This window comes from Flavobacterium algoriphilum (genome assembly GCF_048158655.1).
GTDB lineage: Bacteria > Bacteroidota > Bacteroidia > Flavobacteriales > Flavobacteriaceae > Flavobacterium > Flavobacterium algoriphilum.
Genome location: NZ_JBLNKY010000001.1, coordinates 250634 through 277524 on the forward strand (window position 1 = coordinate 250634; position 26891 = coordinate 277524).

Consider the following 26891-nt stretch of genomic DNA (forward strand, 5'->3'; position numbering starts at 1 on the left):
AAAGTTTGTTACTGCAGGACCCAATATTGAAAATCCCCAAAATACTTTTTCAGAAATTTTCAATAGAGACTGCTTATCAGTAATGACCAAATTATCCCCTGTTTTTCAATTTAAAATTATCCTAAAAAATAATGTAGAGAATATTTTTGAAATCGAATTGCAAACTGAAAAAGGTAAATCACAAACCTTTATCCATGAGTTTGATTATAATTTTGCTAAATCAACTTCTTTAGGAAATAAAATGGCTAATTTAGTTAACTGTATAGCTCCAAATGACTTCAATATAGTGTATGTTCATAATGGAGATTTAGCTCAAAACTGGGCTATGAAATATGCGAAAATTAAAGTATTTGACACGGAAATTGATGATGAAGTTAAAGAACTTATAGATTTTATAAGAGAAGATATACATAAGAAATACTTCTTAATTGAATGTTTACAAAAAAAGATAGCTTATCATCATGGAAGTCTTCCTGATATTGTTAGAAAAGAAATTGAGGATTTGTATATTAATGAAAAAATATCAACAATTTTCTGTACATCTACATTGCTTGAAGGAGTTAATTTACCAGCAAATAATCTTTTCACTTTTGAGCCTAAAAAAGATAATACACCATTAACCAAATTTGAATTTGGAAATTTAATAGGAAGGGCAGGTAGATTAAAATCATCTTTATATGGAACAGTCTATTATTTAGAAAAAAGCAGTGATAAAATTAAGGCTAGTGAGTATTTTGAAGCTGACTATAATAAAGAAATTGAACTGTTTTCATCCAATGCATTAAATGATTTAGAAGTAAATGATTTAAATACACCAATCAATTTAATTCAAAAAGACACTCCGAGTTTAACTTCTAAAACCAAACAACTTTCTATATTCTTAAGACACAAATATTTAAAAGGTGAAAGTTTTGCGTTAAAATATTTACAGAGTAAAAACTTCAGTAAACCTGAGATTAAATTAGCAATGAAATATTTAGAGAATAGTTTATCAAACATAACAGTTCCAGAAAATATTTTAAGAAATAATCCTTCAATTGACCCATCCTTACAGAATCAACTTTACCAAGCAGTAAAAGAATCGGATATAAGAGAGTGGGTAATAAATAAGAACCCAAATTATAACGAGTACCTAAATGCTAATGCAGCTTGTATTCTTCCTGTTCATAATAGACCTTTTTATTGGCAATTAGTTAGTATTGTTGAAAAATTAGATGCAATTTTCGAAATAATAGAAGAGGGGAAAACAAAATATCATAAGTGGGTTTCCGCTAAATCAATGTGCATACATGCTAAGAATTGGCTAAATAGTAATCCAATTGGTCAAATTATAAATGATAATATTAAATATAATTCTGAAAAAGTTGATGAAAGATATAGAATTGACCCTGACAATTTGGATGATATAAACAAAGTAATTAATGCAACAATAAAATACAATTCTTCCATCACTACTTATTTGTTGCCTAAATATATAAAAGTATTAACGGATATTTTAGAAGTAATTCTTACTGAACCTCAAAAGGAGGAATTTAAATTAACTTTAAGTTTGCCAACAATGTTAGAACTGGGAACACAAGAACCTGTAGTTATTCAGCTAATATCTTCTGGAATTACAAGAAGTGTTTCAATACAAATATTTAACATATATAAAAAAAATACATCAAAAGAGTTTAGAGACACTAATGATGTTTTGATTTGGCTGTCTACTAAAACACACATAGGAGAACTAAAACCTATTTACAATAGGTACTTAAGAAGATTAAAGATACTTAAATCAGATTAAATAAGTTGAATCAAAATTGATTCTTTTTAAAAATTTAATTTTTTACTAATAATATATTTTTGAAGAAATTAGATTACAAATTTAAAAAAAATTATTTTCTTTTTGTTACTATTTTAATATCCTTATCATCATGTTTATCTGATGAAATATTATGATAATAAACACTTTTTAAGTTATCTATAAATTCAGTATTAATAGCATTCTTTTCAATTTTAAATTCAGTCCATTTATTTAATATTTCAGAATACGGATTACCTAATTTGGATAAAATGTTTTCAAGTTTAGTAATGTCATTTTTAAACAAATCGAAATAAATATTAAACAACAATATATTGTTCTTAATGAAGGTACTCTTGTCAATAAGTGATGATAAAAATGGATAATCTATTTCTATTTTTTTATTATTTGATAATATTCCCGTTACTATATTACTTAAGACCTTATTAGCTCTTATCTGTTCTGCCTCTAATTTTAGTATTAAATCAATTTTGTTATTTGAGGTTAACTTAGGTGAATTTAAAATAGAGATATATTCATTTATTTCAAGTTTAATTTCTGTTTTTAAATATTCACTAAAATTAAGCTCAACTAATAAGATTTGTTTGCCTTCAGAGTTTTCTTTAACCAATTCAAAATTTTCTTTATCTAAAACAATAATTTTTGCTGTAATTAACATGTGTATTTTTGTATCATCAATTTCAAATAAATCTAAGTCCTTATAACTATTAGAAACACTCTTTAATAATAAAGAATACGATTCGTCATCTATTTTATTGTTTAAAAGGAGAGCTCTAATGAAAGTATGGTTTACAGTTTCTTCAAATTTGGTGTCTGCAATTTTTGACTCTGACAGTATTTTTGAATTTTCTAAATTATTTAAAAACGAAATAAGATTATCATCAAACTTAAATTTTGAAAAATAATTTATTAAATTATCCCAATTAGAAACAAATTTGTCTATAGCAATTAAATCCTCCCAAAGAGTGTCTATTACTTCTAATACATTATTAATTTTTACATTTTCCTTGTGTGCTATTTTGATTTTTAAATCGTTATTTAAAATTTTATGGTTTAGTAATTTAATTACATTCTCTTCCACTTCTTCAGTATTCTCTTCTATTTGAAGAAAAACATTTGAAATGTAATTGTTAATTTCACTTTCAATATATGTTTTTAAGTAATCGCATTTAGAATTTTGGATTGTAGTGTAATTTGCAAATTTCAACACATCTATTTCATTTTTACCTCCATTTCCTTTTACTTTCAAAATAAATTCAATCATTATTTCATTTAATTTATATAAATTATTCTCATATATATAATTAAATAAATTCTCTTTTTTCTCAATTTCTAAAGGCTGTATAAATTTAATTTTCAGCAGTATTAAATTTTTAATAATTTTCTCAACACCTGCGCTATCACTGCCTATAAAATTTAAAAAAGTATTTTTATTTGAAATATATTTAGATAAATTTCCATTAGTATTTTGTTTGATGATTACTTTACTTTCTACATTTAATAAAATTATCATTAAAATTTTATCTTTTAAATCAATGGCATATTTACTCTCTTTATCAACATCAAGATAGTCCCAAAATTCTATCCAAGCGATACATATCTTTTTAATGAATTTATCTAAATATTTCCCTTGATGAATATATAAATTGATGAAATTTAATTTTCTTTCTGATTTAATATGAAATAAAGAAAACAAATCTGTAATTTGATCATTAATCTTATTAGTAAATAAATAATCTAACAAATCAAGATTTAGTATAATTTCTTTATCAAAGTCATTTGAAACCTTTTTTAAAATTCTATCAATATTATTTAGTTTATAATTTAATTCACGTGGTTTTTTATTTCTTATTCCTAGTATGAAATTTTGATCATTTTTGGATAATCCATTTTCTGTTTCATGGAATAATGAAATGTAGTTCCAGTAGTTTTTATCAATTAATCCATTTCTTAAAAAATAAATTAATATATCTTCTTTTGCAATACTTATATTCAATCCAACTGTAGATTCTGATATTAATTCCCCTAAAGTTAATTCATTTGTTTTTTTAATATTATAGTCCTTTTGTAAAATATCTTGTTTTAATTTTTCGAATGTTTCATCTGATTTATTCTTTATTATTGATTCCCTTTCAATATAAGAATAGTCATTTCCTATTTGTTCTTCAATTTCATCAAATGATATATTTTGGCGTTGATTATCCCATCTTGCATGATAACTATTATATAATACATGAGTATAATTAACCATTCTTGTTTTAATTAATTCTTCAAATACTACATCAGAGAGTAAATTATTAATGTCATTATAATGGTAGTTCCTATCTAGATTAATGGTTGTAACTTTTTGATCTTTAGGGAAATTTTCTATAATTTTTAATATATACAACTTCCGGAGATTATCTATATTTTCAATTTGAAAATTTTCGATTTCAACTTTTTTTAATTTAATTTGCTCAATTTCATTCTGATATTGTGATATTATGTTTTGCTTGATTAAGTGTTCATCTGTATTAAATACCTCGTAAATTATACCCTCATTATAATGAAGTTTAGCAAAATCTTCTGGATATTTATTCTTATATATAATAAATGATAAGAGCTTACTTTTGTCTAAATCAATGATTGTTAATTTTTCTTTATAAATTTTAAATTCATTTACGATATTCTTGAGTAAACGCATATCATCAATATATAATGAAATATCATCTAATAATTGATCATTAATATTTTCATGTTTTAATTTTTCACATAATAAATCATATGAGTTTGATGGATTAATAATTGGGATTACCGGAACTATAAAATCAAAAAACTTAGTTCTATTTCCATCCTTAAACATTTCATCTTTGAGGGCATAAATGAAAGTTATATGTCTATTGACTTGTTTGGAATTATTAAGTAAAAGATTGATTTCCCTTAGTTTTGTGAAAATCTCAGGCTCTTTGAATCTGTCTAAATCTTCAATAACCACAACATTATAATTTGTTTTCTCAAAAAAGTAGATGATTTCATCCAAATTTTTATTTAAAATAGAATTATTATCTACTTCGCGATTAAGTTCCACTTCACCTTTTAGATTAATTTTTTGAAACTTAAAATGATATAATGATTTAATAAAGCTTTTCAAAATAAACAAAGCCCCAATACTTAAAATGATTAAAGAGCTTAACTCAATTGTTATTTTTATTTCTTTAGAGATAGATTTATAAAAGGTTAAGTTTTTAAATAATTCTTGATAAAATAGATATGTGAAGCTTAATCCAACAAAAAATCCAACAATTGTAGTTAGTACTAAGGAATAGTTTTTAAGATTTCTTATCCTTTTAAATCTTGAATTAGGTAAACTACTGCTTTTTTCAAGATATAGCATTTGTTGAAGAATACTGAGTTCAATTTTTTGGTTTAATTCTTCTCTTTTTATTTTCATTTATTTGGTCTACTGTTATTAAATTTTCACTATCTATTTTATCAACTTCTTCTTCAAAAGTTGCTAAAGAAATATTTAAATAATTATATTCTGGATGCTTATATTTCAATGTTTTCAGAATACTACTTTTTCCTGAACCATAAGAACCAGTGAGTGCAATATTATTTACGCTTGAATTTGTTAAAGCCCAGTAAAGAGAATCTATATATATTGTATCATTAACAATTGATGGTGTTAAATCATCAAAGTTTTTTGGGTTTTTTGAAAGTGGATATCCTAAACTCCTATCAAATGCATTTCTTTTCTTTTTGAAATAACAAAATATGGTTTTTAAAGATTTGTTAAAGATGATTGCTAAGTAGATATACATGCTGTTTTTTAAGATTGATGTTTTTATTTTTGAAAAAAATCTAAAAATTAAAGATTTTGATTTAATAAAATATATAGTAATTATTTTTTTATAGAGATTAATTTTTTCAATTATGCAGTATTTATTCATGTAGTAAAGTAAAAAAATTAAAGTTATTTTTATTTCAATATCTAAAATATTCAAAGAATCATCTGCTAGCTTTAATCTTCTTTCTGAAATGGTTTTTTAAATCAATCTGATTGTTCCAGATTTAATTTAGAATATGTTACCAACTTTATTTTAGTGCAATTTCCGTTTTGAAATATTATTTTTAGACATGATTTTAACAAATATTCATTCCTTACAATTGTTACAGTAAGAATATCTAAATATTAATTTATTAAAAGTAATAAAAAAAAAACCTACATATTTTTTTTTGGACTCAAAATTACTCGTGCATAAACTACCTTGACACCACTCGGGTCTCCTACTAACCCCAACTCAATACCCCCACCCATCACTAGCATATCAGAAAATTATCCCCGTAGATATATTTACAAGTTGATAGCTGTATTTTAGCTACAGGTTTATGTGTTTGAATGCTAAAATGTTTAACTCAAAAAAAATCAAGAAAATGGTAAGAATTTTTAACTACAAAAAAAGAGAAACAGAGGACGGGAAAGAATTCTTTATACTCGAACTTCAAGGCGGAATTGAAATGGTTAAATCCAAAGAAACAGGCAAATTCTATGTTACTGCTAGAAAAGCATCTATCTCTTCAACCTTTGATGAATTAACTTGTCAAGCTTTAATCGGAACTGAATTACCTGGAAAGGTGGAAAAAGTAGAGTCTGAAGCTTACGAATATGTAATCAAAGATACTGGAGAGGTTATTACCTTAACCCATAGATTTGAATATATGGAAGAAGAAAAAGCAACTACTCCTAAAGTTGAAATGAGCAAATTGTCATTTAATGATGTTATGAAAGACAGTCAAGACGAAAACTCTTTTTCAAGTAATGGTCAATTGCAACATTAATTTCATTTAAAATATCCTCTATTCGTGTAAACCTGGATGGTTAAAATGTATAGAGGGTATTTAATTTATTTTCAAATTTTCTAAATACTTCCAAATTATGACAACAACCAGCTCCATAAATGAATTAGCAGAGATACAGGTTTACTACTCTACACAAAATATACAAAAGGAGAAGATTAATTCTGTTCAAACTGCTTACGAATTCTTATTGAATTCTTGGGATATAGGTACACTGGAACTACAGGAAGAATTTAAAGTAATCCTACTCAATAGAGCCAATGAAGCTCTAGGTATATATTCTTTGTCTAAAGGTGGAATTACTGGAACTGTAGTAGATGTTAGATTACTATTTGCAGTAGCTCTCAAGTGCAATGCTTGTGGTATCATCATTTCACATAACAACCCATCTGGCAATACAAAACCAAGTGATGCTGATATTAGTTTAACAAAGAAAATTAAAAAATGTTCAGATTTCCTTGACATAACTTTAATAGACCACTTAATAATAACTAAGAATGTTTTTTATAGCTTTTCAAGTGAAGGAATGTTAACGCGAAAGTGTAAACTAATAAAAGGTACGTCTTGAAACATCTAAATTTTGAAGATTTGCTTTTTTACAGATTACTATTAATAGCGTTTTACTTAATTTGACGCATAATTTCCCTTGAATATTTCACATATGGTTATCTATGTTATTAATTAAAATAAAGTAATTTAGTTTTTTATATTTCTCAATTTTGAAATATAAAGGAATATTTATATTTACGATTTTAACGTAGAACAATATGGCTAATCTTCAGGATTATTTTGCAAACTTGAGAATTGAAAAGTTTGATAGTTTTAAATTTAACAACAGCTTATCTAGCTTTAATATAGAACAAAACGCTATTATCTTCTTTGACTTAGAGAATAACCCGGAGATTAATAAATACATTAAAAATCAATATTCAGTATTAAATAAAAAATTTGCTGAAGGTGGTAAAAATTTCATCTATTTATCAAATTTAGGTTATCCCAAAGACATTAGAAGTCTTTTAAAATTCTACTCCCCTTATCTATCCGCAACTGATCTAAAACAATTCTATTCTGAAAAGCATATTGCTTTAACTTTTACAAAGCAAATCACAGAATTATTTAATGAAGAACCAGATGTTTCTTCTTTCCTATCAGAATATCAAAGCATATTAGATTACATAGGTTATACAGGGAATATTAAATGTGGTTTTCTATTTTTTGATAATGATACTACTTTAATTTTAGAATGTAATGACTTTGTTGTCACAGGTAATACTGAAGTATTCTTCAATGATTTAATAGCCTTTTTTAAGCATGTAAAAGGGGAGATTGAGGAATCTGATTCCATGATTGGAAATACTCAGGCATATGACCCTTATGAAAATCTCGATGAAGATGCTAAAGAGAAGATAAGAGGAATACAAATTCAATTAAGAGAATTAAAAGATAGTGGACAATTATTATTTGCTTTACCAATTCTTAAAGACATTTTGAATAATGAAGCCAATAAGATTAACCTGGATTCTACAAACACCATAGCAATTAGTTATGACTATAGAATTGTATTGCCACATTTTGATAATTTAGAAATACAGTTAAGTCACTTGACAAAAGCTGTTTACATTTTGTTCTATAATAATCCTTACGGTATAAATATTAAGGAACTCTATAACTACAAAAAGGAACTGGAGAATTTATATTCCAAAATTTCTAATCAATTGGATTATGATAAAATGATGCAAAGTGTTGAAGACTTAGTTAAGCCCGAAAGCAAAGCCATTTATACTCATATTTCAAGAATAAAGTCAGCATTTTATAAACAAATGGATTTCGTTTATGCTAAAAACTTTATTGTAGCGGGAGGAACTTTTGGGGATGATTTCAAATACATTTCAATAATAAGACCTAAAATAGTTTATGACCCCGAATTTGATGATTGAACTTGCAAATTTGCAACTCTACAAACTGAATTCAACTAGACTATACATTTGCTCTACCTTAATTTAAAAAGTGTAGCAAAATGAAAAGATTATTATTTTTAGTGTCGTTTATGTTTATTTCTGGGATTGTGTTTTCTCAGACCAATACGAAAACCACCTATCAACAAGGTTATATAAAACTAAGTACAAGTACTTATGTTCAAGGACATTATAAAACAGTTTCCAATAACACCAATACGGATAATTTTTCTACTACAGGAAATACAAATATTTACACAGGTACATCTGGGACAAAAGCTAAAGATTATTCTACCCAAGCTACAAATTACGGTAGCGAAAAGGCAATTTACACAGGGTCAAATGGAGGTCAATATTACATAAACAGTAACGGTAATAAAACCTATCTGCCAAAACAATGAATGATTCTTTATTTTGTAGAAGGTATACTTACTAAATCTTGAACTGAAACACCTAATGCTTCGCTTATTCTATAAAGAGTATAAACTGTGGGATTGGTTCTCCCAGATTCTATTCTTGAAATATTAGTTGTGTCAATGCTGCCTTCAATTTTACCAACTAAGTCAACTTGAGACAAACCCTTGCTCACTCTAATATCCTGTATGTTTTTACCAATAATTTTAAGCAAATCAGACTTCTCCATACTTGACATATTTGACAAGTCAAAAAAAGAGGTTATATTCGCTTTAGTTAATGCCATATATGACAAGTTTTATCGAAATAAATAACTTGTAATGTGTTAATAGTTGGTAATTAAGCTACACTCAATGATGTTGAATGAATCTTATTAAATCAAAACTTATTTAAAAAAGCTATGAAAAATTTCATATTGTATAATTACTTTCTAAATCAGACGAATCTCAGTTTTTTGGAGATGTTAAATATCAGGACTCAATTAAGACATGAAAATCCTTTCGAGAATGTTGGTTGTTTTGAATTATGGAAAAAGATATATGGAAATAATCGCGATTACATTTATCAGTTAAAAGAGGAAGATTTAGAACAAATCAAATTCGTAATTATTGATGATTTTTATTTTGATGGGAATCTTGATTTTTTGAAAAAGTGTGTCAACCTGGAATTCATATATGTATGTGGTATTAATGGAAAGGGTAAAACAAAAGATTTGACACCGTTACAGAATCTAAACAAAATTAAATACTTGGACATAAATTATTCTTTAATAGATGATTTAACTCCGATAAGCAACCTAACAGAAATTGAAGAACTATACCTATTGGAAAATCCTTTAACAACCATAAAGCCAATATGCAATTTTAAAAAATTAAAAAAATTAAAACTCCATTATAATAGTTTAAATTATGATGACCTACAATCTTATGCTTTTGATGAAAATGAGATTTTAGAATTAAAAAGTAATTCCCCCAACTGCAAAATAAACTAAGCTCATTTAAGAGAGCCCTTGCATTGTTATTTTCTTTTTCAAAATGAGGAAAACCGTAAAGAACTTAACCTGGGGAAGCGTTGATTTGTAAATTATATTATTAAGCTTTAAAACCAATTACTTATGTTAGACTCTTTTTATCCGCATTTTATTTTAGTTCAAGAAAACACCTTATAACTCCTAATTTTTAACATATATTTCAAAACCATTATGACAGATATTACACAATTTTTTTTGCCCTTTTTTAGTTCCGTTTTATTCAATCACTCAAACCTAGCATTAATTGAACTATCTTTTTTTACATCAATATTAATGTTTGGGACAGTTGGGAAATTGGTAAACCAAAAGCCTGAGACATCCTTTGCTTCAATAGGATATTTAGTTTCAGTATCGTTATTCTTGAGTGCTGGTTATCTTGCATTCCATGAGCTTACTTGGTGGAAATCCACAATAAACATTATAGTAAGCACTATTGTTTTTCTGATAGTATCAGAATTAATTTTATTTGTCTTTATCCTTTTGTTTTCTGGTTTATATAATTATAATCATCAATCTTCTAAGAATGAAATAACACTAAAGAGAAGTGCTGCTTTATTCATTGCGACTATTACAATTATTGCCATTGCTTTATCGGTACTTCTTGAAAAACAAATATTTTAAACTAAGGAAAGATAAAGATGTGATTCCAGAAAGGAATCGCTTTAAAAGACCTCCAATAATTCAGTCAAAATGAAAAATTTATTATTAAGCTTTGCTCTCTTCTTTAGCTATGTCATCGTAGCACAAGAAAGCAATACAATTAAATATGGAAATCTATTGGAATTTAAAATTCCTGAAAAATATGAATTAAGAACAAATGCTGAACTAAATAGAAATAAAGATTTAATATTGAAAGAATTAGATTTCAAAGGTTCTCAATCACAGTATATTCTTCAGCCTAAAGGGATGAATAAAACGGCTGGAAAAATTGATTATTATTCAAAAATTTTAATTAAAATTGAATACGGCAATTTTGAAAGCAACAACAATATTGCAGAATATACACAAGAAAAATTAGACAATCTTGAAAAATACTTTAAGTCTGCAATAGAAAAATTGCCTAATACTCGCAATATTTACATGTCCCCGGTCAAAAAAATTATCCTTAAAAACAAAAACTTTATAGATTTTGAAACTTTAGGCGTAACAAATCAGGATCCTTTAATTTCAGATAGAATAATGACTTTTATGGACAAAACTTATTTGATTCGTTTTACAATAAGCTATAGAGTTAGTGAAGAGGAATATTGGAGTAATGATATTCAAGAATTTTTGAATAGTATAATTATAAAAGATAAAGTAATAAAAAGAGTTTTGCCTCAAAAGGTGCAAAAGGTGCAAAAGAAGAAATTAACTCCGATGCAACTAAAAGTGTTGCAAGATTCTCAAAATCCTAATAATGACGCTTCTTTAAGAAGTATGCAGAGTATAAATAAACAAAACATCTAGATAATTGGTAATTATACAATTGTTAAGAGTAATAAAAAAATAAATATTTTATGAGAAAATTAATGAAAATTATGTTAATAATTTTAGCTTTCATTACAGCAATAATTCTAATTACTGTAACTGCAGGAATTTTTAGATTTGTAATATTTAATGCATTTAAATCAAGCGCAAAATCAATTTGGGAATATAATCCGGAAGAAAAAATAGAAGAATCTACCAATGCTGATAAATATGAACTTGATAAAAGATAACTTAAATGTTTGTAAATTATTATGCTCTTTTGGAGATTGATGAAAAATCAGTTGCTAAAGAAATTAAAATAGCTTTTAAAAAACAAGCTTTAAAGTGGCATCCAGACCGTAATTTAGGAAATGACACTAACAAAAGAATGCAAGAAATAAATGAAGCATATTTAATTCTTAATGACCTTGAAGCAAGAAAAAGGTACGATATTGAATATCAGAATTTTAAACAATTCCTACAAAAAAGTAAACATAAAGATTTAGAAAGCCAGAAAAGTGAAAAATCTTATGAGTATTCTAATTATGAAGTAAAGGATGAGATATTAAACAAATGGATAAATCGTGCTAAAAAACAAGCAATTGAGCTAGCAAAACAAACAATTGAAGATTTTAAAGGTATGGTATCTATTGGGGTTAAATCGGCTACAGATGAAATAATAAAAAGAATTGTCCCTTACTTAATTATTGGAATTGTCATATCTCTCATTTCAGTATTATATAAATCTTGTAGCAAATAATCTTTATGAAAGAAATTAAATACTTTGTAGTTTTAATCATGGTCCTGTTTTTATGTAATAGCTGTAGCTATTTTACAAATGATAAGGAAGAAAAAAGAAAAGCAACGAATTTAAAATATAAAAAAGAAGAGGAAATTTCAGAGAACAAAAACTATCAATATCTAAGTCAATTAGTATCGTTTAAAAATAACATTTCAAAAGACACTGTAGATATTGTTTTAAAAGAATATTACAAAACATATAAAGGATTTGTCTTCAATAATGATACAGGTAAGTTAGAAGAAATGGGTACGTTTTCTGAAGATGAAATGCATAAACTAGATTTTTTACAGGATATTGTTGAAAAGTATAAAATCTCTGAAAAAGCAGCATATCTTATCTTGTATGAAATTGATTCTATGTTTAGTATGGAAAGCATGAAAGATGATATAGAAACTATAGATTATACTGTAGATGAAATAGAAGCAAAATTACCAGAAAATTAAACTACACTAAAGATAACTTGCCCTTTTTAAACATCTGATTATAAAAATGAAATAGAATAAGTAAAAAGAACAAAACTTAGAATCTTTAAAAGTAAATTTAAGCGATTTAAAACCTTAAAAAAATATTTGCCAGAATCAACTCCTAATTCATAAACTAAGTTAAAACATACATCAGAATAGCGATTAAAGCACATTGTCCCCCAACCCACAGATAAAATTTAATCATATACTAAAAAATCTTGGATATGATATTTATCTTAAAAAAGAATATACTAAAGGAAAAAATAAGGTAAACAAAATCACAGCAATACAGAAATCGTACAACTATTAAAAACAAAAAACCGTAAAAGCTTGTTTTGCAGCTAATTACGGTTTTTTTAAGCAGAGAGGAAGGGATTCGAACCCTCGATATGTTGCCATATACACGCTTTCCAAGCGTGCGCCTTCAGCCACTCGGCCACCTCTCTATTTTCATTCAAGGTTGCAAATAACATAAAAAAAACTGACTTAGAAAAGTAAAATCTTAATATTATGCTATTTCACCTCGCAAAGCCGTTTCAAATATAGTTTTGAAGTCTTTTGGAGCTATTTTTTGGCTTAACAAATACATTAATTTTGTGACTGCCGCTTCGGTAGTGATGTCTTTACCTGAAATCACACCTATTTTTTTCATTCCTGTACTAGTTTCATAATGCCCCATGCTAACACTTCCTCCTGAACATTGAGTAACATTGATGATGTGCAATCCTTTTTCAATGGATTTCCTTAAAAGCGCTATAAACCATTCTTCGGTAGGAGCATTTCCAGATCCGTAGGTTTCTAGGACAATACCCTTAAGACTTTGAATATTAAAAATAGCTGACAGAACTGTTTCGTTTATTCCAGGAAACATTTTTATGATAACCACATTATTATCTAAAGTTTTATGAACCTTTAATTTTCTGACCCTTGGTATAGGTAAAAATAATTCGGGATACATATTTAAATGCACACCAGATTCTACCAAAGAAGGATAATTTGGGGATGTAAATGCCTTGAAATTTTCTGCATTTATTTTTGTCGTTCTATTACCACGGTATAATTTGTATTCAAAATAAAGACAAACTTCTCTTATAACCGATTGTCTGTTTTCACGTAAAGAAGCAATTTGGATGGCCGTAATCAAATTCTCTTTAGCATCTGTACGCAAATCTCCAATAGGCAATTGTGATCCGGTAAAAATGACTGGTTTTGATAAGTTTTCCAGCATAAAACTCAATGCTGATGCCGAATACGACATGGTATCCGAACCATGGAGTACTACAAATCCATCAAATTCAGTATAATTTTCTTCGATAATCGAAGCTATTTTAGCCCACTCTTGAGGATTCATATTGGAGGAATCGATGGGGTTTTCGAAAGAAATCGTTTCGATCTCACAATCCAATTGTTTCAATTCCGGGATTCTCTGTAATAATTTACTAAAATTGAAGGCCTTAAGCGCACCTGTTTCAAAATCTTTCCTCATACCAATGGTTCCACCAGTATAAATCAAAAGTATTTTGGGTTTAGATAACATTATGGTATTTTAATTTATTCACAACCGGATTGGCGTACATGGCTAGGAAACCTTCCAATGCAATAGGATTATCATGATCAATACGCATTTCTAATCTACGCTCAAAAAGTGATTTTTCGTTTTCTGTGTATAAATGCGAGTAAGTATTGGTTTTATTTACAATATCATAAGCAATGAAATTCGTTGGCCACAATTTGTAGTTACTCAATACCGCATCATCAATAACTTGGGCCAATGCGACTATTTGCTTATTACAATTTTCATTTTCAGCAGCAATTACATCTATTTCAGTATTTAAAACTTTCCCTATGTGAATATGAATTCTTTTCTTTTGTCCCAAAGCACCACTAAGAATTGTCATGAAATCTTCATTTTTTTCTTTAATGTAAACTTCATTATTTGCTTCGGCCATCAATTGAGGCATTTTCAACGCATCCGTCGGATCGTATTCATAGGAAATAGAAACGGGTACGATTTTGATTTTTTTGAAATAATCCATCAAATTCTTTTCATCAGAAGCCATTCCCAACATTTTCAAAACACCCGGATTTGTAGCATCATTTCCGTCTTTAGTCCTTCCTTCCCGTTGTGCAATCCAAACCGAACGGTTTTCATGAAGTAACAAGTGTCCTATATATTCTGACAACAGTTTTGAACTCTGTAACATTTCCCTGGGCGTTAAGCCACGTTGTACCAGAAAATTACGATTCAATTTGGCTAGAGTCTTCAGGAAAGATTTCTTTACTAAATTATCTCCTATTGCAGATGCTGTCATCACTAATCCATGCTCAAATAAAGCAGAATTTAATAATGTGGTATCCAAAAGAATATCCCGATGATTCGAAATAAACAAATAAGAAGTATGAGCTTCTAAATTCTCGAACCCTGAAGTGGTTAGCCCTTCCGAACTTTTTTCTAATACTTTCTGAACAGAATTGTAAATAAAATTACATTGAAAATCACGAATAGAATGCGTTTTTCTGAGTTGTTCTTTCCAAACTTCGTCAGCAACATCTGGAAAAGAAAAATTCATTAATGCTTTCATCATCGGATGATGAATCACATCTTGAAGTGCTTCGTTTATCTCGGAGTCATAAAATGGCCGAATAGCGTCAAATTTCTGCATTTTTAGTTTTCTATGTTTATGTGGGCAAATGAACAAAAAAAATATGAAAGTTAAGTCAATTCTATTTTAAATACCAAAAATAGCTTTAGAATTTTCAGTGGTTATTGTTGCAATTTCATTTGCCGAAAGGTTATAAATTTGCGCTAACTTATCGACTACTTTAATTATATAACCACTTTCATTACGTTTCCCTCGAAATGGAATGGGTGCTAAATACGGTGAATCCGTTTCTAAAACGATATGCTTCAAATCTATTTGATTCAAAAATTGATCTATTTTCCCGTTTTTGAAAGTAACTACTCCGCCAATTCCAAGTTTCATATTATAAGAAATCGCCTGTAATGCTTGCTCATAAGTCCCTGAAAAACAATGAAAAATCCCAAATAAATCCTCAGATTTTTCTTCTTCCAAAATTTCGAATATTTCATCAAAAGCTTCGCGACAATGAATCACGATTGGTAATTTATAGTGTTTTGCCAGTTGAATCTGCCTTCTGAAAGCAATTTGTTGCTGAAGCAAATGCGTTTTATCCCAATACAGATCAATTCCGATTTCGCCAATAGCATAGAATTTTCTTTTAGCCAACTCTTCTTCCACATGTTGCAACTCTTCCAGATAATTTTCTTTTACATAAGTAGGATGCAAACCCATCATCAAGAACACATTATTTGGATATTTATTCTCTAAATCATACATAGATTCTGTACAAGTAGAATCGATTGCAGGAATAAAAAACCGGGAAACTCCAGCATCAATGGCTCTTTGAATCATTTCGCTACGGTCTTTATCGAATTCCTCTGAATATAAATGCGTATGTGTATCCGTGATTATTGCGTTTGTTTTCAAGTGTAAAGTTTAAGGATACAAAATTACAAGAATAAAGTTGTCGAAAAAATGGTTTTGAAAAGATTTGAATAGAAAAAAAAATTCTTATGACTGCTTCAATAACTACATGTATCTTTGTGAAGAACAAAATAATTTACTGAAATAAATTCAGCATAAATGAAAAACCTCCACGATATTCTTAAGAAAGAAAACTATAAAAAAGTAAAATTTAAGATTACCAAAACACAGCATTTATTAATAAAAGCAAAGATTAACGGCGTACTAGGCAACTTTATTCTTGACACAGGCGCTTCAAATAGTTGTGTAGGATTTGAGAGTATTGATTTGTTTTTATTGGAAGCAAAAAAATCCAAAACCAAAGCATCCGGTGCGGGAGCAAACGGAATGTTCACTCAAATTGCTTTTAAAAATCAATTGCAACTGGGCAACTGGAAAGATGCAGCGTTTGATCTTGTAATTTTCGATTTATCCCATGTAAATGAAGCACTCCTGCAACACAAATCAAAACCCGTACATGGCATAATAGGTGCCGATGTTTTAATGAAAGGAAAAGCGATTGTGGATTATTTTAATTATTGCTTATATTTACAATAATAACCGTCATTTAAACCTCAAAGAAACATGAAAAATATTTTCAAAAAACTATTGATATTTACGGCATTATTTTTATTTTCTTGTTCTCCCGATACTATAACCAACGAAAATGAAACAATAACTAATTCAGATTCCAAAAATCCCAGTATTTTGAAAACCAGCACTTTGAAAATTTCAAACACAACCACTTCAAAAATTTGGAACTTCGATAATTTAACGGAATGGGAAGATGCTACCCAAGTTGGCAATCCAAATTACTGGATTGAAAATGGAAATTTGCGCATTTTCACCAATCCAAATACTTGGGAAAGATCAAAAGTAAAAACGATTTCAAGTTTTGCCGCAGGAACCTACCGTTGGACTGTTTTTGTGCCCGAAATGGGTGTTGGCGACATGGCAAGCATTGGAGCTTTTTTATACAATAACGACACACACGAACTTGATTTTGAGATTGGTTACGGAAAGCAAGCCGTCCGAGATCAATTAGCGGCACAACCAGACGATCTTATTGTATATATGACCTCACAAGGCTATCCATTTCAATCTGTTCAAAAGAAAATCAAAAGAGGGCAATCGTACAATCTCACGTTACAATTAACACTAACCGCAAACGGGCGTTATACTGTAAGTTGGAAAATCAATGATGCAATTATGGCAACTGTTCAACTTAGTTATGGTAAAACCACCAAATTTAAGATCTATTGCAGTGTAGAGAATTTACAATTTATAGGAGAACACATTCCACAAAGCCAAAACTATGCTCTTTTTGATGCGGTGGAATTTAAAGGGATCTAAAAAAAATCCCGTTTAGCAAAACTAAACGGGATAGAGATTCTTCCTTCGTCAGAAAGACAACGTATAAGTAATTACAATTCTAATGCTTTTTTAGGATTGTTATCCAACAATAATTCTAATGGATTTTCTAGAGCTTCTTTTACCGCTACTAAGAAACCAACAGACTCACGTCCATCAATAATTCTATGATCATACGATAAAGCTACATACATCATTGGGTGAATTTCCACTTTGCCGTTTACGGCAATTGGACGTTCTATAATGTTGTGCATTCCAAGGATTCCAGATTGTGGAGGATTGATAATTGGCGTACTTAACATACTTCCAAAAACACCACCGTTAGTAATCGTGAAGGTTCCGCCAGTCATATCGTCAACTGTGATTTGCCCGTCACGCGCTTTTAATGCTAATCTTTTAATATCCGCTTCAACTCCACGGAAAGTCAAGTTCTCCGCATTACGAACTACAGGAACCATTAATCCTTTTGGTCCTGAAACTGCAATTGAAATGTCACAAAAATCGAAAGCAATCTTATGATCACCATCCATCATTGAATTTACATCCGGGAATAATTTTAATGCTCTGGTTACTGCTTTAGTAAAGAAAGACATGTAACCTAAACCAATTCCACCATGTTTTGCTTTAAACGCATCTTTGTATTCATTACGAATCAAGTTGATTGGCGTCATGTTTACTTCATTGAAAGTAGTCAACATCGCTGTTTCGTTTTTAGCAGCAACTAATCTTTCTGCCACTTTTCTACGCAACATCGATAATTTAGTACGCTCTGTTCCACGAGATCCACCTGTAGGTGTTCCCATAGATGGAACTGCATTTACGGCATCATCTTTAGTGATTCTTCCGTCTTTTCCAGTTCCTGTTACTGAAGCTGGAGCTATATTTTTTTCGTCTAATATTTTTCTTGCTGCTGGAGATGGAGTTCCTGAAGCGTAAGTTGCTGCTGGAGCTGCTGCTACCGGAGCCACTTTTGGTGCTTCAGCTTTTGGAGCTTCTACTGCAACTGCTGGTGTATCACCTGCTGGTTTTGCAGCGCTAGTGTCAATTAAACAAACTACTGCTCCTACTGCTACAGCATCGCCTTCTTCTGCTTTTAATGTAATGATTCCGCTTGCTTCTGCAGGCAATTCTAATGTTGCTTTATCAGAATCAACCTCAGCAATTGCTTGGTCTTTCTCTACATAGTCTCCGTCTTTTACCAACCAAGTTGCAATTTCAACTTCTTTTATAGATTCCCCTGGTGATGGGACTTTCATTTCTAAAATCATGTTCTATTATTTTAAATTATGAATTTTAAATTTTAAATTGTTCTAAAAACAACCTGCTTATTATATGTACCATTTTAGCTCAGATGGAAGCGGCTCCTATTATCTAAATAAGTTTTTATCGAATACCATTCGTATCGCATCGGCCTGACGGCGTTTTGCTCTGGTGTAACTTCCTGCTGCCGGTGCTGCATATGCTTTTAGTGAAGCCAATCTCCATTTTACTAAATCGAAATTCATCAACATATAACTGTAAGCCCCCATGTTTTTTGGCTCTTCTTGTGCCCAAACATAATCATCAGCGTTTGGATATTTAGCGATAATGGCTTTTAATTGCTCTACCGGTAATGGAAATAATTGTTCGATTCTAACTACAGCAACATCATTACGACCGTTATTTTCTCTTTCGGCAGTGATGTCATAATAGAATTTACCCGTACAGAAAACTAATGTTTTCACCTCCGATTTATTTACTGTTACATCATCAAATGTTTCTTGGAAACTACCCGTTGCAAATTCTTCAACAGAAGAAACTACCCTTGGATCACGCAATAAACTTTTTGGAGTGAACACAATAAGTGGTTTACGGAAAGTCGTTTTCATTTGTCTTCTCAACAAGTGAAAAAAGTTGGCAGGCGTTGTACAATCAGCAACATACATGTTTTGTCTGGCGCATAGTTGTAAATAACGTTCCATTCTGGCAGAGGAATGTTCCGCTCCTTGTCCTTCATATCCGTGAGGCAATAATAAAACAATACCATTTTGATTGTTCCATTTATCTTCTCCACAAGAAATGTATTGGTCAATCATAATTTGGGCTCCATTACTGAAATCTCCAAACTGTGCTTCCCATATTGTAAGTGTATTTGGGTTTGCTAGGGCGTAGCCATAATCAAAACCTAAAACACCATATTCAGATAAAAGAGAATTGAAAATATTGAATTTTCCTTTTTTACCTTCTAAATTATTTATTAAAACCACTTCTTCTTCTGAATCCTCCACTTTTACAACGGCATGACGATGGGAGAAAGTACCACGCTCCACATCTTGTCCAGAAATACGAACATCATATCCTTCTTGTAATAATGTTCCATAAGCTAAATGTTCGGCCATAGCCCAATCCAACTTATTGGTATCGAAAAACATTGTTTTTCTGTCGTTAATCAATTTCTGGATTTTGCTGATAAACTTTTTATCCGAAGGTAAATTACAAATAGCATTTGCAACTTGTGTAAGTCCTGCTGCAGAATACGAAGTATCTACATTTAAAAGCATTTGTGTATCCGTTACTTGCTCAAAACCTTTCCATTCATTTTTCATAAATGGAGTAATAATTGTCAAGTCTTTTTTACGGGATGCCTCAAGATTTACTTCAAGATTAGATTTGTATTCTTTTTCTAATCCGTTCACATAAGTAGCGTCAATAATTCCTTCTGATAATAGCTTTTCCGCATAAATATCTCTTGGATTTTGATGTTTTGCAATAATTTTATACAAAACTGGTTGAGTGAAACGAGGTTCATCACCTTCATTATGTCCGTATTTTCTATATCCTAATAAATCGATAAATACATCACGACCAAATTGCATTCTAAAATCCAACGCAAATGACATGGCGTGTACCACTGCTTCTGCATCATCTGCATTTACGTGTAATACCGGTGAAAGTGTTACTTTGGCAACATCCGTACAATAAATTGATGAACGAGCATCCAGATAATTAGTTGTAAAACCTACTTGATTGTTGATTACAATGTGAATTGTACCTCCCGTTTTATATCCGTCCAATTGTGCCATTTGCACTATTTCATAAAGAATTCCCTGACCAGCAATTGCGGCATCACCGTGAACAGCGATTGGCAATACTTTAGAGAAATCATTAGGAAAATATTTATCTTGTTTTGCTCTTGTAATCCCTTCAATTACGGCACCTACTGTTTCAAGGTGAGAAGGATTTGGAGCTAAATTAATATTTATCTTTTTTCCTGTACGGGTAACTTTATCCGCTGTAAGGCCTAAATGGTATTTTACGTCTCCGTCAAAATATTCCTGATCGTAATCTTTACCGTCAAATTCTCCAAAAATGTCTTGGGTAGATTTGCCAAAAATATTTGCCAAAACATTCAAACGACCTCTATGAGCCATTCCCATTACAAATTGTTCCACTCCTTTTTCGGCCGCTTTTTCAATCAAAGCGTCCAAAGCTGGAATTACTGATTCTCCTCCTTCAAGCGAAAATCGTTTTTGACCAACATATTTTGTATGCAAGAAATTCTCAAAAGAAACGGCTTGATTCAATTTATCAAGAATGGATTTCTTTTCATCAGCAGAAAAATTAGGCTGATTGTCATTAATCCCAAGTTTTTCCTGAATCCAGTCCACCACTTCTGGTTTTCGAATATACATATACTCGATCCCAATATGCTGACAATAAATACTCTCCAAGTGCATTATAATTTCCTGAAGCGTACAAGGCTGAATACCGATTACCTTTGCCGCATCAAAAACAATATTTAAATCAGCTGCCGAAAGCGAAAAGTTTACAATGTCCAGTGTAGGCAAAGTAGCTCTTCTTTCTCTTACGGGATTTGTTTTTGTAAACAAATGTCCGCGAGAACGGTACCCGTCAATCAATTTTAATACGTTAAATTCTTTTTGAAGTTTTTCCGATACATTTGTACTCTCCATGTTCCCAGAAGCTACATTTGCGATGTAGGTTACGGGGTTTCCCTCATTATAAGTAGTCATTCCAAAGTCGAAACCCTGAAAAAAACCTCTCCAACTTGGCTCTACGCTATCTGGATTTACTAAATATTGATCGTATAATTGTGCGAAAAATTCGGTGTGTGCTGCGTTTAAAAATGAAAACCTATCCATAATGCTAGTGAATATACTTTTTGTTAAATAGTTTGACAAAAGTACAATAATCAATTCTATCTAAATCGATTTTTTACGTACTTTTACGTAAAAATTTGTTAAAAAAACCCTTAAAACATGAAAAAAAATCATCAATTAGCGATTTTAAGAACTTTTTTAATTTCGATAACCTTATTCTCTTCCGGTTTCTTATCAGCACAACAACAAACGATTGATTCCCAATCACAAAGTGATTTTTGGAAAAAAGTTCAATTTGGTGGTGGAATCGGATTAAGTTTTGCCACTGGTTACACTGATATTTCCTTAGCCCCAAGTGCCATTTATAATTTCAATCAATATATAGCTTTGGGTCTTGGCGCGCAATACATTTATGTAAAACAAAAGAATTATTATGCATCTCACTTATATGGAGGCAGTGTTATAGGACTCTTTAATCCTATTAACGAAATTCAACTTTCCGCAGAATTAGAACAATTAAGAGTCAATGTAGATTTAGATGGTTCCAATAGCAATTCACAAGATTACTGGAACACCGGTTTATTTCTTGGTGCCGGCTATAGAACTGGGAATGTAACTATTGGCGCTCGTTACAATGTATTAAATGACAATAACAAGGTTTATGGCAACGCCTTCACGCCTTTTGCAAGGGTTTATTTTTAATTCCTCTCCCCAACCCTCTCCAAAGGAGAGGGAGCCAAAACCATAGAAAAAGCGATTAACGGCACTTATTACGGAATTTTGGAAAGAACACAACCCTGAAAGAACAATGATTCCCAAAGAAAAAGCGTAATCAACGATATTTATTACGAAACCACACTTTTTGCCATTCTCTTTTTAGAATTAGAAAAGCAACTTCTTCGGCAAGAATTACTAAATCTGAACCATCCAGCTTTTTTATTTGTTCTTCAGAAACATCAATTATGTAAAGTAAATTGAGGTATTCGGCAAATTTATATTGAATTAGTCTGTAAATTTTTTCATGTAATTGCAGTTTCAATTCATCAGGAGAAGTACTCAACGGAAAATCAATTCCCTCATTAGCGAGATTAAAATCCTTATTAATCTGTTCAATTAATTTCAAATATAGATTTTCTCCTTCCGCTTCGACAAGCAGTAAATCTGCATTTTTTGGAGCTACAAACATTTGATTTCAGATTAAGAATTAACGACTTTATATTTTTGATTTTAAAACTGCTCTAAATTTTTAATTTTTTGAATTAGACTGATTTTTGAAATAAATCATTTTTATCCGAAGTAAAACTTCTGCAATCAAAAATCGTTAATCTGGAATCAAAAATCTACACTTTTCTTCCCATTAAATTCTCCCCAAAAGCCCTTAGTATTGCTTTTTTATCAGCACTTACATTCATTTTGTCTAATGTTTGGAAAGCCTTAAAAGTATATTCTTGAATGGCATCTTGTGTTGCTTTTGAAGCACCTGAACTATTAAAAATTTCTTTTACTGCATTAATTTTATCTGAATTATCTTCTGGCTGAATAGAAAACCAATCCATCAGTTGTTGTTTCTCTTCTTTTGCTGAAAAAGCTACTGCTTTTAGATACAAATAGGTTTTTTTATTTTCAATAATATCGCCACCAACTTGTTTACCAAACGTTTCCGGATCTCCAAAAGCATCTAGATAATCATCCTGCAATTGAAAAGCCAAACCTAAATTTAGTCCAAAATCATAAATTAAATTTGCATTTTCCTTTGTTGCATCTGCAATAATCGCACCCATTTTCATTGCTGCAGCAACTAAAACGGCTGTTTTACATTCAATCATTTTAAGATATTCGGCAATCGTAACATCATCTCTAACTTCAAAATCTACATCCCACTGTTGCCCTTCACAAACCTCAAGCGCCGTTTTACTAAATAGTTTTGCTAAATCTCGAAAAACAATTGGTTCATATTGTTCAAAATATTGGTAGGCCAAAATGAGCATGGCATCTCCAGATAAAATTCCGGTATTTATATTCCATTTTTCGTGAACGGTTTCCTTGCCTCTTCGCAAGGGAGCATCATCCATAATATCATCATGAACTAACGAAAAATTATGAAAAACCTCAACAGCTAAAGCCGCTGGTAATGCTTTTTTATAATCTGCATCAAAAACTTCGGTGCTCATCAATGTAAGTACCGGACGCATTCTTTTCCCTCCAAGATCTAGAATATAATGTATGGGTTCGTATAAATTTTTGGGCTCTCTGGCTTCATATTGGGCTTGTAAATAATCCGAAATGAACTCCTGATACTGATAAATGGTATGCATAAATTAATTTTTGGCTAATTTACAGTATTCACTCTTTATTCCAAACTACGTTTCTTAATCAAATGTTAAATAATTACAAATACAATGGAAACTATTTTGGTATTCAAAGTTTCCTGTCTACATTTGCACCGAAATTGAAAATTCAATTAAAAACATTTCAAACCGTCCTGAAATGAAAAATCCAACCTAATTAAAACCCCATATTATGACAACAACCTGGACCATTGATTCAACCCAATCTGATGTTCTGATTAAGATAAGACACTCCATAATTGCATATTTAGCAGGAACAATCAACAAGTTCAAAGGCCATATAGACATTCAGAACAATGAAATTGAAGACGCTTCTATCGAATTTTCCTTAAACGTAAACAACACCGATACAAGAGTGGAACAAATTGATTCACATTTAAAATTGAATGATTTTTTTGATATAAATGAATCTCCAATTATAAGTTTTAAATCTACATCATTTCAAAAAGTCAACAGGAACATTAATTTTTTAAAAGGGAATCTAACCATCAAAAACATCACAAAAGTGGTCGAACTTGATGCAGCGTTTGTTGGAATTAACTCTTACAATGGAGATCAAAAAGCTGCATTTGAAATAACTGGAGATATCAATCGAAAAGATTTTGGTTTAACATCAAATGCATATACTCAAACTGGTGGAATAAATCCAAGGCAAGACATCAAACTTATTGCAAATTTAGAATTCACAATTTAGTTCGTTTATGTAAATGTTAAATAATCACAAAAAAAAAGGAAACTATTTTGGTGTTCAAAGTTTCCTTGTTATATTTGCAGTCGAAATTTAACATATTTCTATAAATTAAATAACCGGTAACAGGTTAAGAATAAATAAAATGAAAGAGAAAATTATATCAAAAGCAAGTGAGATGTTTTTAAAGCTAGGTTTTAAGAGCATTACAATGGATGATATTGCAGGAGAAATGTGCATTTCAAAAAAAACGATTTACAAGTATTTCTGTAACAAGGAAATACTCATTGAGGAAAGCACTGCAACAATTCATAAAGAAATACACCAGATTATTGACGCTGTTATTTTAAAAAATTTCAATGCAATTCAGGAAAACTTCGAGATTAGAAAATTGTTTAAAGAAATGTTTAAATCATCAGATACTTCTCCGATATATCAATTAAAAAAGCATTACCCAGAAATATACGAAAAGGTAATGTCCAGAGAAATTAACGAATGCAACACTATTTTCAAACAAAATATTGAGAAAGGGATTCAACAAGGATTGTATCGAGAAAATGTAACTATTGCAAGCTATATCCGATTTTATTATCTGTTAGTTTTTAGCATTAAAGAAACTACCAGTTCTGAAAAAGAAGCTCAAAAATTAGAACTTGAAATTTTAGAATACCATACCAGAGCTTTGGCAACACCAAATGGAATTATTGAACTTGAAAAACACATACTAAAACCTAATGTATAATGAAGAATATAATTTTAACCACTCTCTTAATTTTTGCAATCACTGCAAAATCACAAGAAATTAAATCGTTAACGCTAAAAGATGCGATTACGTATGCTTTGGAAAATAAAGCAGATGCAAAAAAAGCAAAATTAAAAGTAGAAAACAGCGAATATCAAATTCAAGAAGTACGTTCTAGAGCACTGCCGCAAATTTCTGCAAATGGAGGATTAACATACAACCCAATTTTGCAAACTACTTTCCTCGACGCAGGTTCTTTTGGCGGAGAACAAGGATCAATTATTCAAGCTAATTTTGGCCAAAAATGGAATTCAACGGCGGGTGTTTCTTTGACACAAACTCTTTTTGACCAATCTGTTTTCACTGGTTTGAAAGCCGCGAGATCAACCCGGGAATTCTACCAAATTAACGAACAATTGACAGAAGAGCAAGTAATTGAAAGAGTGGCAAATAATTATTATCAAGTCTATGTACAACGCCAACGATTAAAGGTACTGGACAGCAATTATGTCAACACCAATAAAGTGAAAACCATAATTAAAGGACAATTTGATAATGGTCTAGCTAAAAAAATTGATTTGGATCGGATTTTAGTGAAAATTTCAAACATTAACACCCAGCGCCAACAAGTTTTAAATGCAGTTCAATTGCAGGAAAACGCTTTGAAGTTTTACATTGGAATGCCAATTGAAACTAAAATCAGCATTCCTCAAACAGAATTTCAAGTCACACCTGAAGCATTAGCTGAAGCACCAAATACGGCAAACAGAACGGAATATTTGCTTTTGAAAAAACAAGAACAATTATTAATGTTTCAAAAGAAAGCAGATGAAGCGGCATATTACCCAACGCTTTCCCTTTCGGCGGGTTACAACTATATAGGACAAGGTCCAAAAATGCCTTGGGGAGCAAAACCGTCTGAAGGTGTTTATTGGTCTGATTTCTCTTCAATTGGTTTGAATTTAAAAGTGCCCATTTTTACAGGATTTTCAACTCGAGCAAAAGTGAGACAAGCAGATGTCAATTTAAGATCCCTGAAAGAAGACATAAATGACACCAAATTAAGCCTTGATTTAGCTTATGAAAATGCAAACATTCAAATTAATAACAGCGTCATTACCATCAATAACCAAAAGATAAATGCACAATTAGCACAAGATGTTTTAAGCAACACCAGAAATAATTACGTGCAAGGTTTAGCTTCATTAACTGATTTATTGGATGCGGAAAATTCATTGACAGAGGCACAAAACAATTACACTTCTGCAATATTAGATTACAAACTGGCAGAAATTCAATTAATCAAATCAAAAGGGCAATTAAAAACTTTAATAAACAACTAA

Annotated in this window: 27 protein-coding genes and 1 tRNA gene; 17 read left to right on the top strand and 11 right to left on the bottom strand. The window is 30.2% G+C overall.

Annotated features, from left to right (window positions below; all coding sequences use genetic code 11):
* Positions 1–82 precede the first annotated feature (82 nt).
* Positions 83–1786 carry a helicase-related protein gene (locus ACM55G_RS01065; protein ID WP_416842044.1) on the top strand — a complete coding sequence of 568 codons (1704 nt, stop codon included), beginning with the start codon at positions 83–85 and terminating at the stop codon, positions 1784–1786.
* 91 nt (positions 1787–1877) lie between these two features.
* On the opposite strand, the gene ACM55G_RS01070 is transcribed toward ACM55G_RS01065, so the two are convergent.
* Together ACM55G_RS01070 and ACM55G_RS01075 are read right to left on the bottom strand one after the other, a co-directional pair.
* On the bottom strand, positions 1878–5234 hold the full coding sequence (locus ACM55G_RS01070) for a YobI family P-loop NTPase (protein ID WP_416842045.1): 3357 nt from the start codon (positions 5232–5234) through the stop codon (positions 1878–1880).
* Positions 5197–5787, bottom strand: coding sequence for a YobI family P-loop NTPase (locus ACM55G_RS01075; RefSeq protein WP_416842046.1), 591 nt, complete (start codon positions 5785–5787; stop codon positions 5197–5199). The genes ACM55G_RS01070 and ACM55G_RS01075 overlap by 38 nt, the downstream gene beginning before the upstream one ends.
* 430 nt (positions 5788–6217) lie before the next feature.
* Between ACM55G_RS01075 and ACM55G_RS01080 the strand changes: the two genes are divergently transcribed.
* The 4 genes from ACM55G_RS01080 (at position 6218) to ACM55G_RS01095 (ending at position 8996) form a co-directional block, all read left to right on the top strand.
* On the top strand, positions 6218–6622 hold the full coding sequence (locus ACM55G_RS01080; protein WP_416842047.1) for a hypothetical protein: 405 nt from the start codon (positions 6218–6220) through the stop codon (positions 6620–6622).
* 97 nt (positions 6623–6719) lie between these two features.
* Entirely contained in the window at positions 6720–7208 is a 489-nt protein-coding gene (locus ACM55G_RS01085) for a JAB domain-containing protein (RefSeq protein ID WP_416842048.1), read from the top strand.
* A gap of 199 nt (positions 7209–7407) precedes the next feature.
* Positions 7408–8577 carry a hypothetical protein gene (locus ACM55G_RS01090; RefSeq protein WP_416842049.1) on the top strand — a complete coding sequence of 390 codons (1170 nt, stop codon included), beginning with the start codon at positions 7408–7410 and terminating at the stop codon, positions 8575–8577.
* Between the two features lie 80 nt (positions 8578–8657).
* Entirely contained in the window at positions 8658–8996 is a 339-nt protein-coding gene (locus tag ACM55G_RS01095) for a hypothetical protein (protein ID WP_416842050.1), read from the top strand.
* An 8-nt stretch (positions 8997–9004) separates the two neighbouring features.
* On the opposite strand, the gene ACM55G_RS01100 is transcribed toward ACM55G_RS01095, so the two are convergent.
* Positions 9005–9295, bottom strand: a complete 291-nt coding sequence (locus ACM55G_RS01100; protein ID WP_416842051.1) for a helix-turn-helix domain-containing protein — start codon at positions 9293–9295, stop codon at positions 9005–9007.
* 114 nt (positions 9296–9409) lie between these two features.
* Between ACM55G_RS01100 and ACM55G_RS01105 the strand changes: the two genes are divergently transcribed.
* From ACM55G_RS01105 to ACM55G_RS01130, 6 genes are all read left to right on the top strand, one after another.
* A complete protein-coding gene (locus ACM55G_RS01105; RefSeq protein ID WP_416842052.1) occupies positions 9410–10000 on the top strand; it encodes a leucine-rich repeat domain-containing protein in 591 nt (196 codons plus the stop codon).
* 210 nt (positions 10001–10210) lie between these two features.
* A complete protein-coding gene (locus tag ACM55G_RS01110) occupies positions 10211–10660 on the top strand; it encodes a hypothetical protein (RefSeq protein WP_416842053.1) in 450 nt (149 codons plus the stop codon).
* 69 nt (positions 10661–10729) lie between these two features.
* Positions 10730–11488, top strand: coding sequence for a hypothetical protein (locus ACM55G_RS01115; protein ID WP_416842055.1), 759 nt, complete (start codon positions 10730–10732; stop codon positions 11486–11488).
* A 50-nt stretch (positions 11489–11538) separates the two neighbouring features.
* Positions 11539–11739, top strand: a complete 201-nt coding sequence (locus tag ACM55G_RS01120) for a hypothetical protein (protein ID WP_416842056.1) — start codon at positions 11539–11541, stop codon at positions 11737–11739.
* Between the two features lie 5 nt (positions 11740–11744).
* Positions 11745–12248, top strand: a complete 504-nt coding sequence (locus ACM55G_RS01125; protein WP_416842057.1) for a J domain-containing protein — start codon at positions 11745–11747, stop codon at positions 12246–12248.
* 5 nt (positions 12249–12253) lie between these two features.
* Complete coding sequence (locus ACM55G_RS01130) at positions 12254–12733, top strand: hypothetical protein (protein WP_416842058.1); 480 nt, start codon at positions 12254–12256, stop codon at positions 12731–12733.
* Between the two features lie 382 nt (positions 12734–13115).
* Here the strand turns inward: ACM55G_RS01130 and ACM55G_RS01135 are convergent.
* From ACM55G_RS01135 to ACM55G_RS01150, 4 genes are all read right to left on the bottom strand, one after another.
* Positions 13116–13200 (bottom strand) — tRNA-Ser (locus ACM55G_RS01135).
* Between the two features lie 62 nt (positions 13201–13262).
* Positions 13263–14291, bottom strand: a complete 1029-nt coding sequence (locus ACM55G_RS01140; protein ID WP_416842059.1) for an asparaginase — start codon at positions 14289–14291, stop codon at positions 13263–13265.
* Positions 14281–15417: a 1-acyl-sn-glycerol-3-phosphate acyltransferase gene (locus tag ACM55G_RS01145; RefSeq protein WP_416842060.1), complete on the bottom strand. Its 1137-nt coding sequence runs from the start codon at positions 15415–15417 to the stop codon at positions 14281–14283. Before ACM55G_RS01145 ends, ACM55G_RS01140 begins: the two co-directional genes overlap by 11 nt.
* 66 nt (positions 15418–15483) lie before the next feature.
* Positions 15484–16263, bottom strand: coding sequence for a TatD family hydrolase (locus ACM55G_RS01150; protein ID WP_416842061.1), 780 nt, complete (start codon positions 16261–16263; stop codon positions 15484–15486).
* 156 nt (positions 16264–16419) lie between these two features.
* On the opposite strand from ACM55G_RS01150, the gene ACM55G_RS01155 reads away from it, so the two are divergent.
* Positions 16420–16857 (top strand): retropepsin-like aspartic protease, encoded by a 438-nt coding sequence (locus ACM55G_RS01155; protein ID WP_416842063.1) that lies wholly within the window; start codon positions 16420–16422, stop codon positions 16855–16857.
* A gap of 27 nt (positions 16858–16884) precedes the next feature.
* A complete protein-coding gene (locus tag ACM55G_RS01160; protein WP_416842064.1) occupies positions 16885–17652 on the top strand; it encodes a hypothetical protein in 768 nt (255 codons plus the stop codon).
* A 71-nt stretch (positions 17653–17723) separates the two neighbouring features.
* Here the strand turns inward: ACM55G_RS01160 and odhB are convergent, their stop codons facing one another.
* Positions 17724–18938, bottom strand: coding sequence for a 2-oxoglutarate dehydrogenase complex dihydrolipoyllysine-residue succinyltransferase (gene odhB / locus ACM55G_RS01165; protein ID WP_416842065.1), 1215 nt, complete (start codon positions 18936–18938; stop codon positions 17724–17726).
* Between the two features lie 99 nt (positions 18939–19037).
* Positions 19038–21812 carry a 2-oxoglutarate dehydrogenase E1 component gene (locus ACM55G_RS01170; protein WP_416842066.1) on the bottom strand — a complete coding sequence of 925 codons (2775 nt, stop codon included), beginning with the start codon at positions 21810–21812 and terminating at the stop codon, positions 19038–19040.
* A gap of 117 nt (positions 21813–21929) precedes the next feature.
* Here ACM55G_RS01170 and ACM55G_RS01175 point away from each other — a divergent pair, with 117 nt between their 5' ends.
* On the top strand, positions 21930–22472 hold the full coding sequence (locus ACM55G_RS01175) for a hypothetical protein (RefSeq protein ID WP_416842067.1): 543 nt from the start codon (positions 21930–21932) through the stop codon (positions 22470–22472).
* Positions 22473–22602: 130 nt separating this feature from the next.
* Here the strand turns inward: ACM55G_RS01175 and ACM55G_RS01180 are convergent, their stop codons facing one another.
* The gene (locus tag ACM55G_RS01180; RefSeq protein WP_416842068.1) at positions 22603–22956 is read right to left on the bottom strand and encodes a hypothetical protein; all 354 of its coding nucleotides are present in this window, start codon (positions 22954–22956) and stop codon (positions 22603–22605) included.
* Between the two features lie 154 nt (positions 22957–23110).
* Positions 23111–24085 carry a polyprenyl synthetase family protein gene (locus tag ACM55G_RS01185; RefSeq protein ID WP_416842069.1) on the bottom strand — a complete coding sequence of 325 codons (975 nt, stop codon included), beginning with the start codon at positions 24083–24085 and terminating at the stop codon, positions 23111–23113.
* Positions 24086–24290: 205 nt separating this feature from the next.
* On the opposite strand from ACM55G_RS01185, the gene ACM55G_RS01190 reads away from it, so the two are divergent.
* From ACM55G_RS01190 to ACM55G_RS01200, 3 genes are all read left to right on the top strand, one after another.
* Complete coding sequence (locus tag ACM55G_RS01190) at positions 24291–24812, top strand: YceI family protein (protein ID WP_416842070.1); 522 nt, start codon at positions 24291–24293, stop codon at positions 24810–24812.
* 139 nt (positions 24813–24951) lie between these two features.
* Positions 24952–25548 carry a TetR/AcrR family transcriptional regulator gene (locus ACM55G_RS01195; RefSeq protein ID WP_416842071.1) on the top strand — a complete coding sequence of 199 codons (597 nt, stop codon included), beginning with the start codon at positions 24952–24954 and terminating at the stop codon, positions 25546–25548.
* Positions 25548–26891, top strand: a complete 1344-nt coding sequence (locus tag ACM55G_RS01200) for a TolC family protein (RefSeq protein WP_416842072.1) — start codon at positions 25548–25550, stop codon at positions 26889–26891. Before ACM55G_RS01195 ends, ACM55G_RS01200 begins: the two co-directional genes overlap by 1 nt.

Bases quoted from the DNA above. Each gene is read 5' to 3' on its own strand.
- ACM55G_RS01145 (WP_416842060.1), bottom strand. From the start codon at position 15,417: ATGCAGAAATTTGACGCTATTCGGCCATTTTATGACTCCGAGATAAAC.
- ACM55G_RS01185 (WP_416842069.1), bottom strand. From the start codon at position 24,085: ATGCATACCATTTATCAGTATCAGGAGTTCATTTCGGATTATTTACAA.
- ACM55G_RS01070 (WP_416842045.1), bottom strand. From the start codon at position 5,234: ATGAAAATAAAAAGAGAAGAATTAAACCAAAAAATTGAACTCAGTATT.
- ACM55G_RS01110 (WP_416842053.1), top strand. From the start codon at position 10,211: ATGACAGATATTACACAATTTTTTTTGCCCTTTTTTAGTTCCGTTTTA.
- ACM55G_RS01195 (WP_416842071.1), top strand. From the start codon at position 24,952: ATGAAAGAGAAAATTATATCAAAAGCAAGTGAGATGTTTTTAAAGCTA.
- ACM55G_RS01180 (WP_416842068.1), bottom strand. From the start codon at position 22,956: ATGTTTGTAGCTCCAAAAAATGCAGATTTACTGCTTGTCGAAGCGGAA.
- ACM55G_RS01170 (WP_416842066.1), bottom strand. From the start codon at position 21,812: ATGGATAGGTTTTCATTTTTAAACGCAGCACACACCGAATTTTTCGCA.
- ACM55G_RS01115 (WP_416842055.1), top strand. From the start codon at position 10,730: ATGAAAAATTTATTATTAAGCTTTGCTCTCTTCTTTAGCTATGTCATC.
- ACM55G_RS01065 (WP_416842044.1), top strand. From the start codon at position 83: ATGACCAAATTATCCCCTGTTTTTCAATTTAAAATTATCCTAAAAAAT.
- ACM55G_RS01130 (WP_416842058.1), top strand. From the start codon at position 12,254: ATGAAAGAAATTAAATACTTTGTAGTTTTAATCATGGTCCTGTTTTTA.
- ACM55G_RS01155 (WP_416842063.1), top strand. From the start codon at position 16,420: ATGAAAAACCTCCACGATATTCTTAAGAAAGAAAACTATAAAAAAGTA.
- ACM55G_RS01080 (WP_416842047.1), top strand. From the start codon at position 6,218: ATGGTAAGAATTTTTAACTACAAAAAAAGAGAAACAGAGGACGGGAAA.
- ACM55G_RS01175 (WP_416842067.1), top strand. From the start codon at position 21,930: ATGAAAAAAAATCATCAATTAGCGATTTTAAGAACTTTTTTAATTTCG.
- ACM55G_RS01140 (WP_416842059.1), bottom strand. From the start codon at position 14,291: ATGTTATCTAAACCCAAAATACTTTTGATTTATACTGGTGGAACCATT.
- odhB (WP_416842065.1), bottom strand. From the start codon at position 18,938: ATGATTTTAGAAATGAAAGTCCCATCACCAGGGGAATCTATAAAAGAA.
- ACM55G_RS01120 (WP_416842056.1), top strand. From the start codon at position 11,539: ATGAGAAAATTAATGAAAATTATGTTAATAATTTTAGCTTTCATTACA.
- ACM55G_RS01095 (WP_416842050.1), top strand. From the start codon at position 8,658: ATGAAAAGATTATTATTTTTAGTGTCGTTTATGTTTATTTCTGGGATT.
- ACM55G_RS01160 (WP_416842064.1), top strand. From the start codon at position 16,885: ATGAAAAATATTTTCAAAAAACTATTGATATTTACGGCATTATTTTTA.
- ACM55G_RS01105 (WP_416842052.1), top strand. From the start codon at position 9,410: ATGAAAAATTTCATATTGTATAATTACTTTCTAAATCAGACGAATCTC.
- ACM55G_RS01125 (WP_416842057.1), top strand. From the start codon at position 11,745: ATGTTTGTAAATTATTATGCTCTTTTGGAGATTGATGAAAAATCAGTT.
- ACM55G_RS01100 (WP_416842051.1), bottom strand. From the start codon at position 9,295: ATGGCATTAACTAAAGCGAATATAACCTCTTTTTTTGACTTGTCAAAT.
- ACM55G_RS01190 (WP_416842070.1), top strand. From the start codon at position 24,291: ATGACAACAACCTGGACCATTGATTCAACCCAATCTGATGTTCTGATT.
- ACM55G_RS01200 (WP_416842072.1), top strand. From the start codon at position 25,548: ATGAAGAATATAATTTTAACCACTCTCTTAATTTTTGCAATCACTGCA.
- ACM55G_RS01090 (WP_416842049.1), top strand. From the start codon at position 7,408: ATGGCTAATCTTCAGGATTATTTTGCAAACTTGAGAATTGAAAAGTTT.
- ACM55G_RS01085 (WP_416842048.1), top strand. From the start codon at position 6,720: ATGACAACAACCAGCTCCATAAATGAATTAGCAGAGATACAGGTTTAC.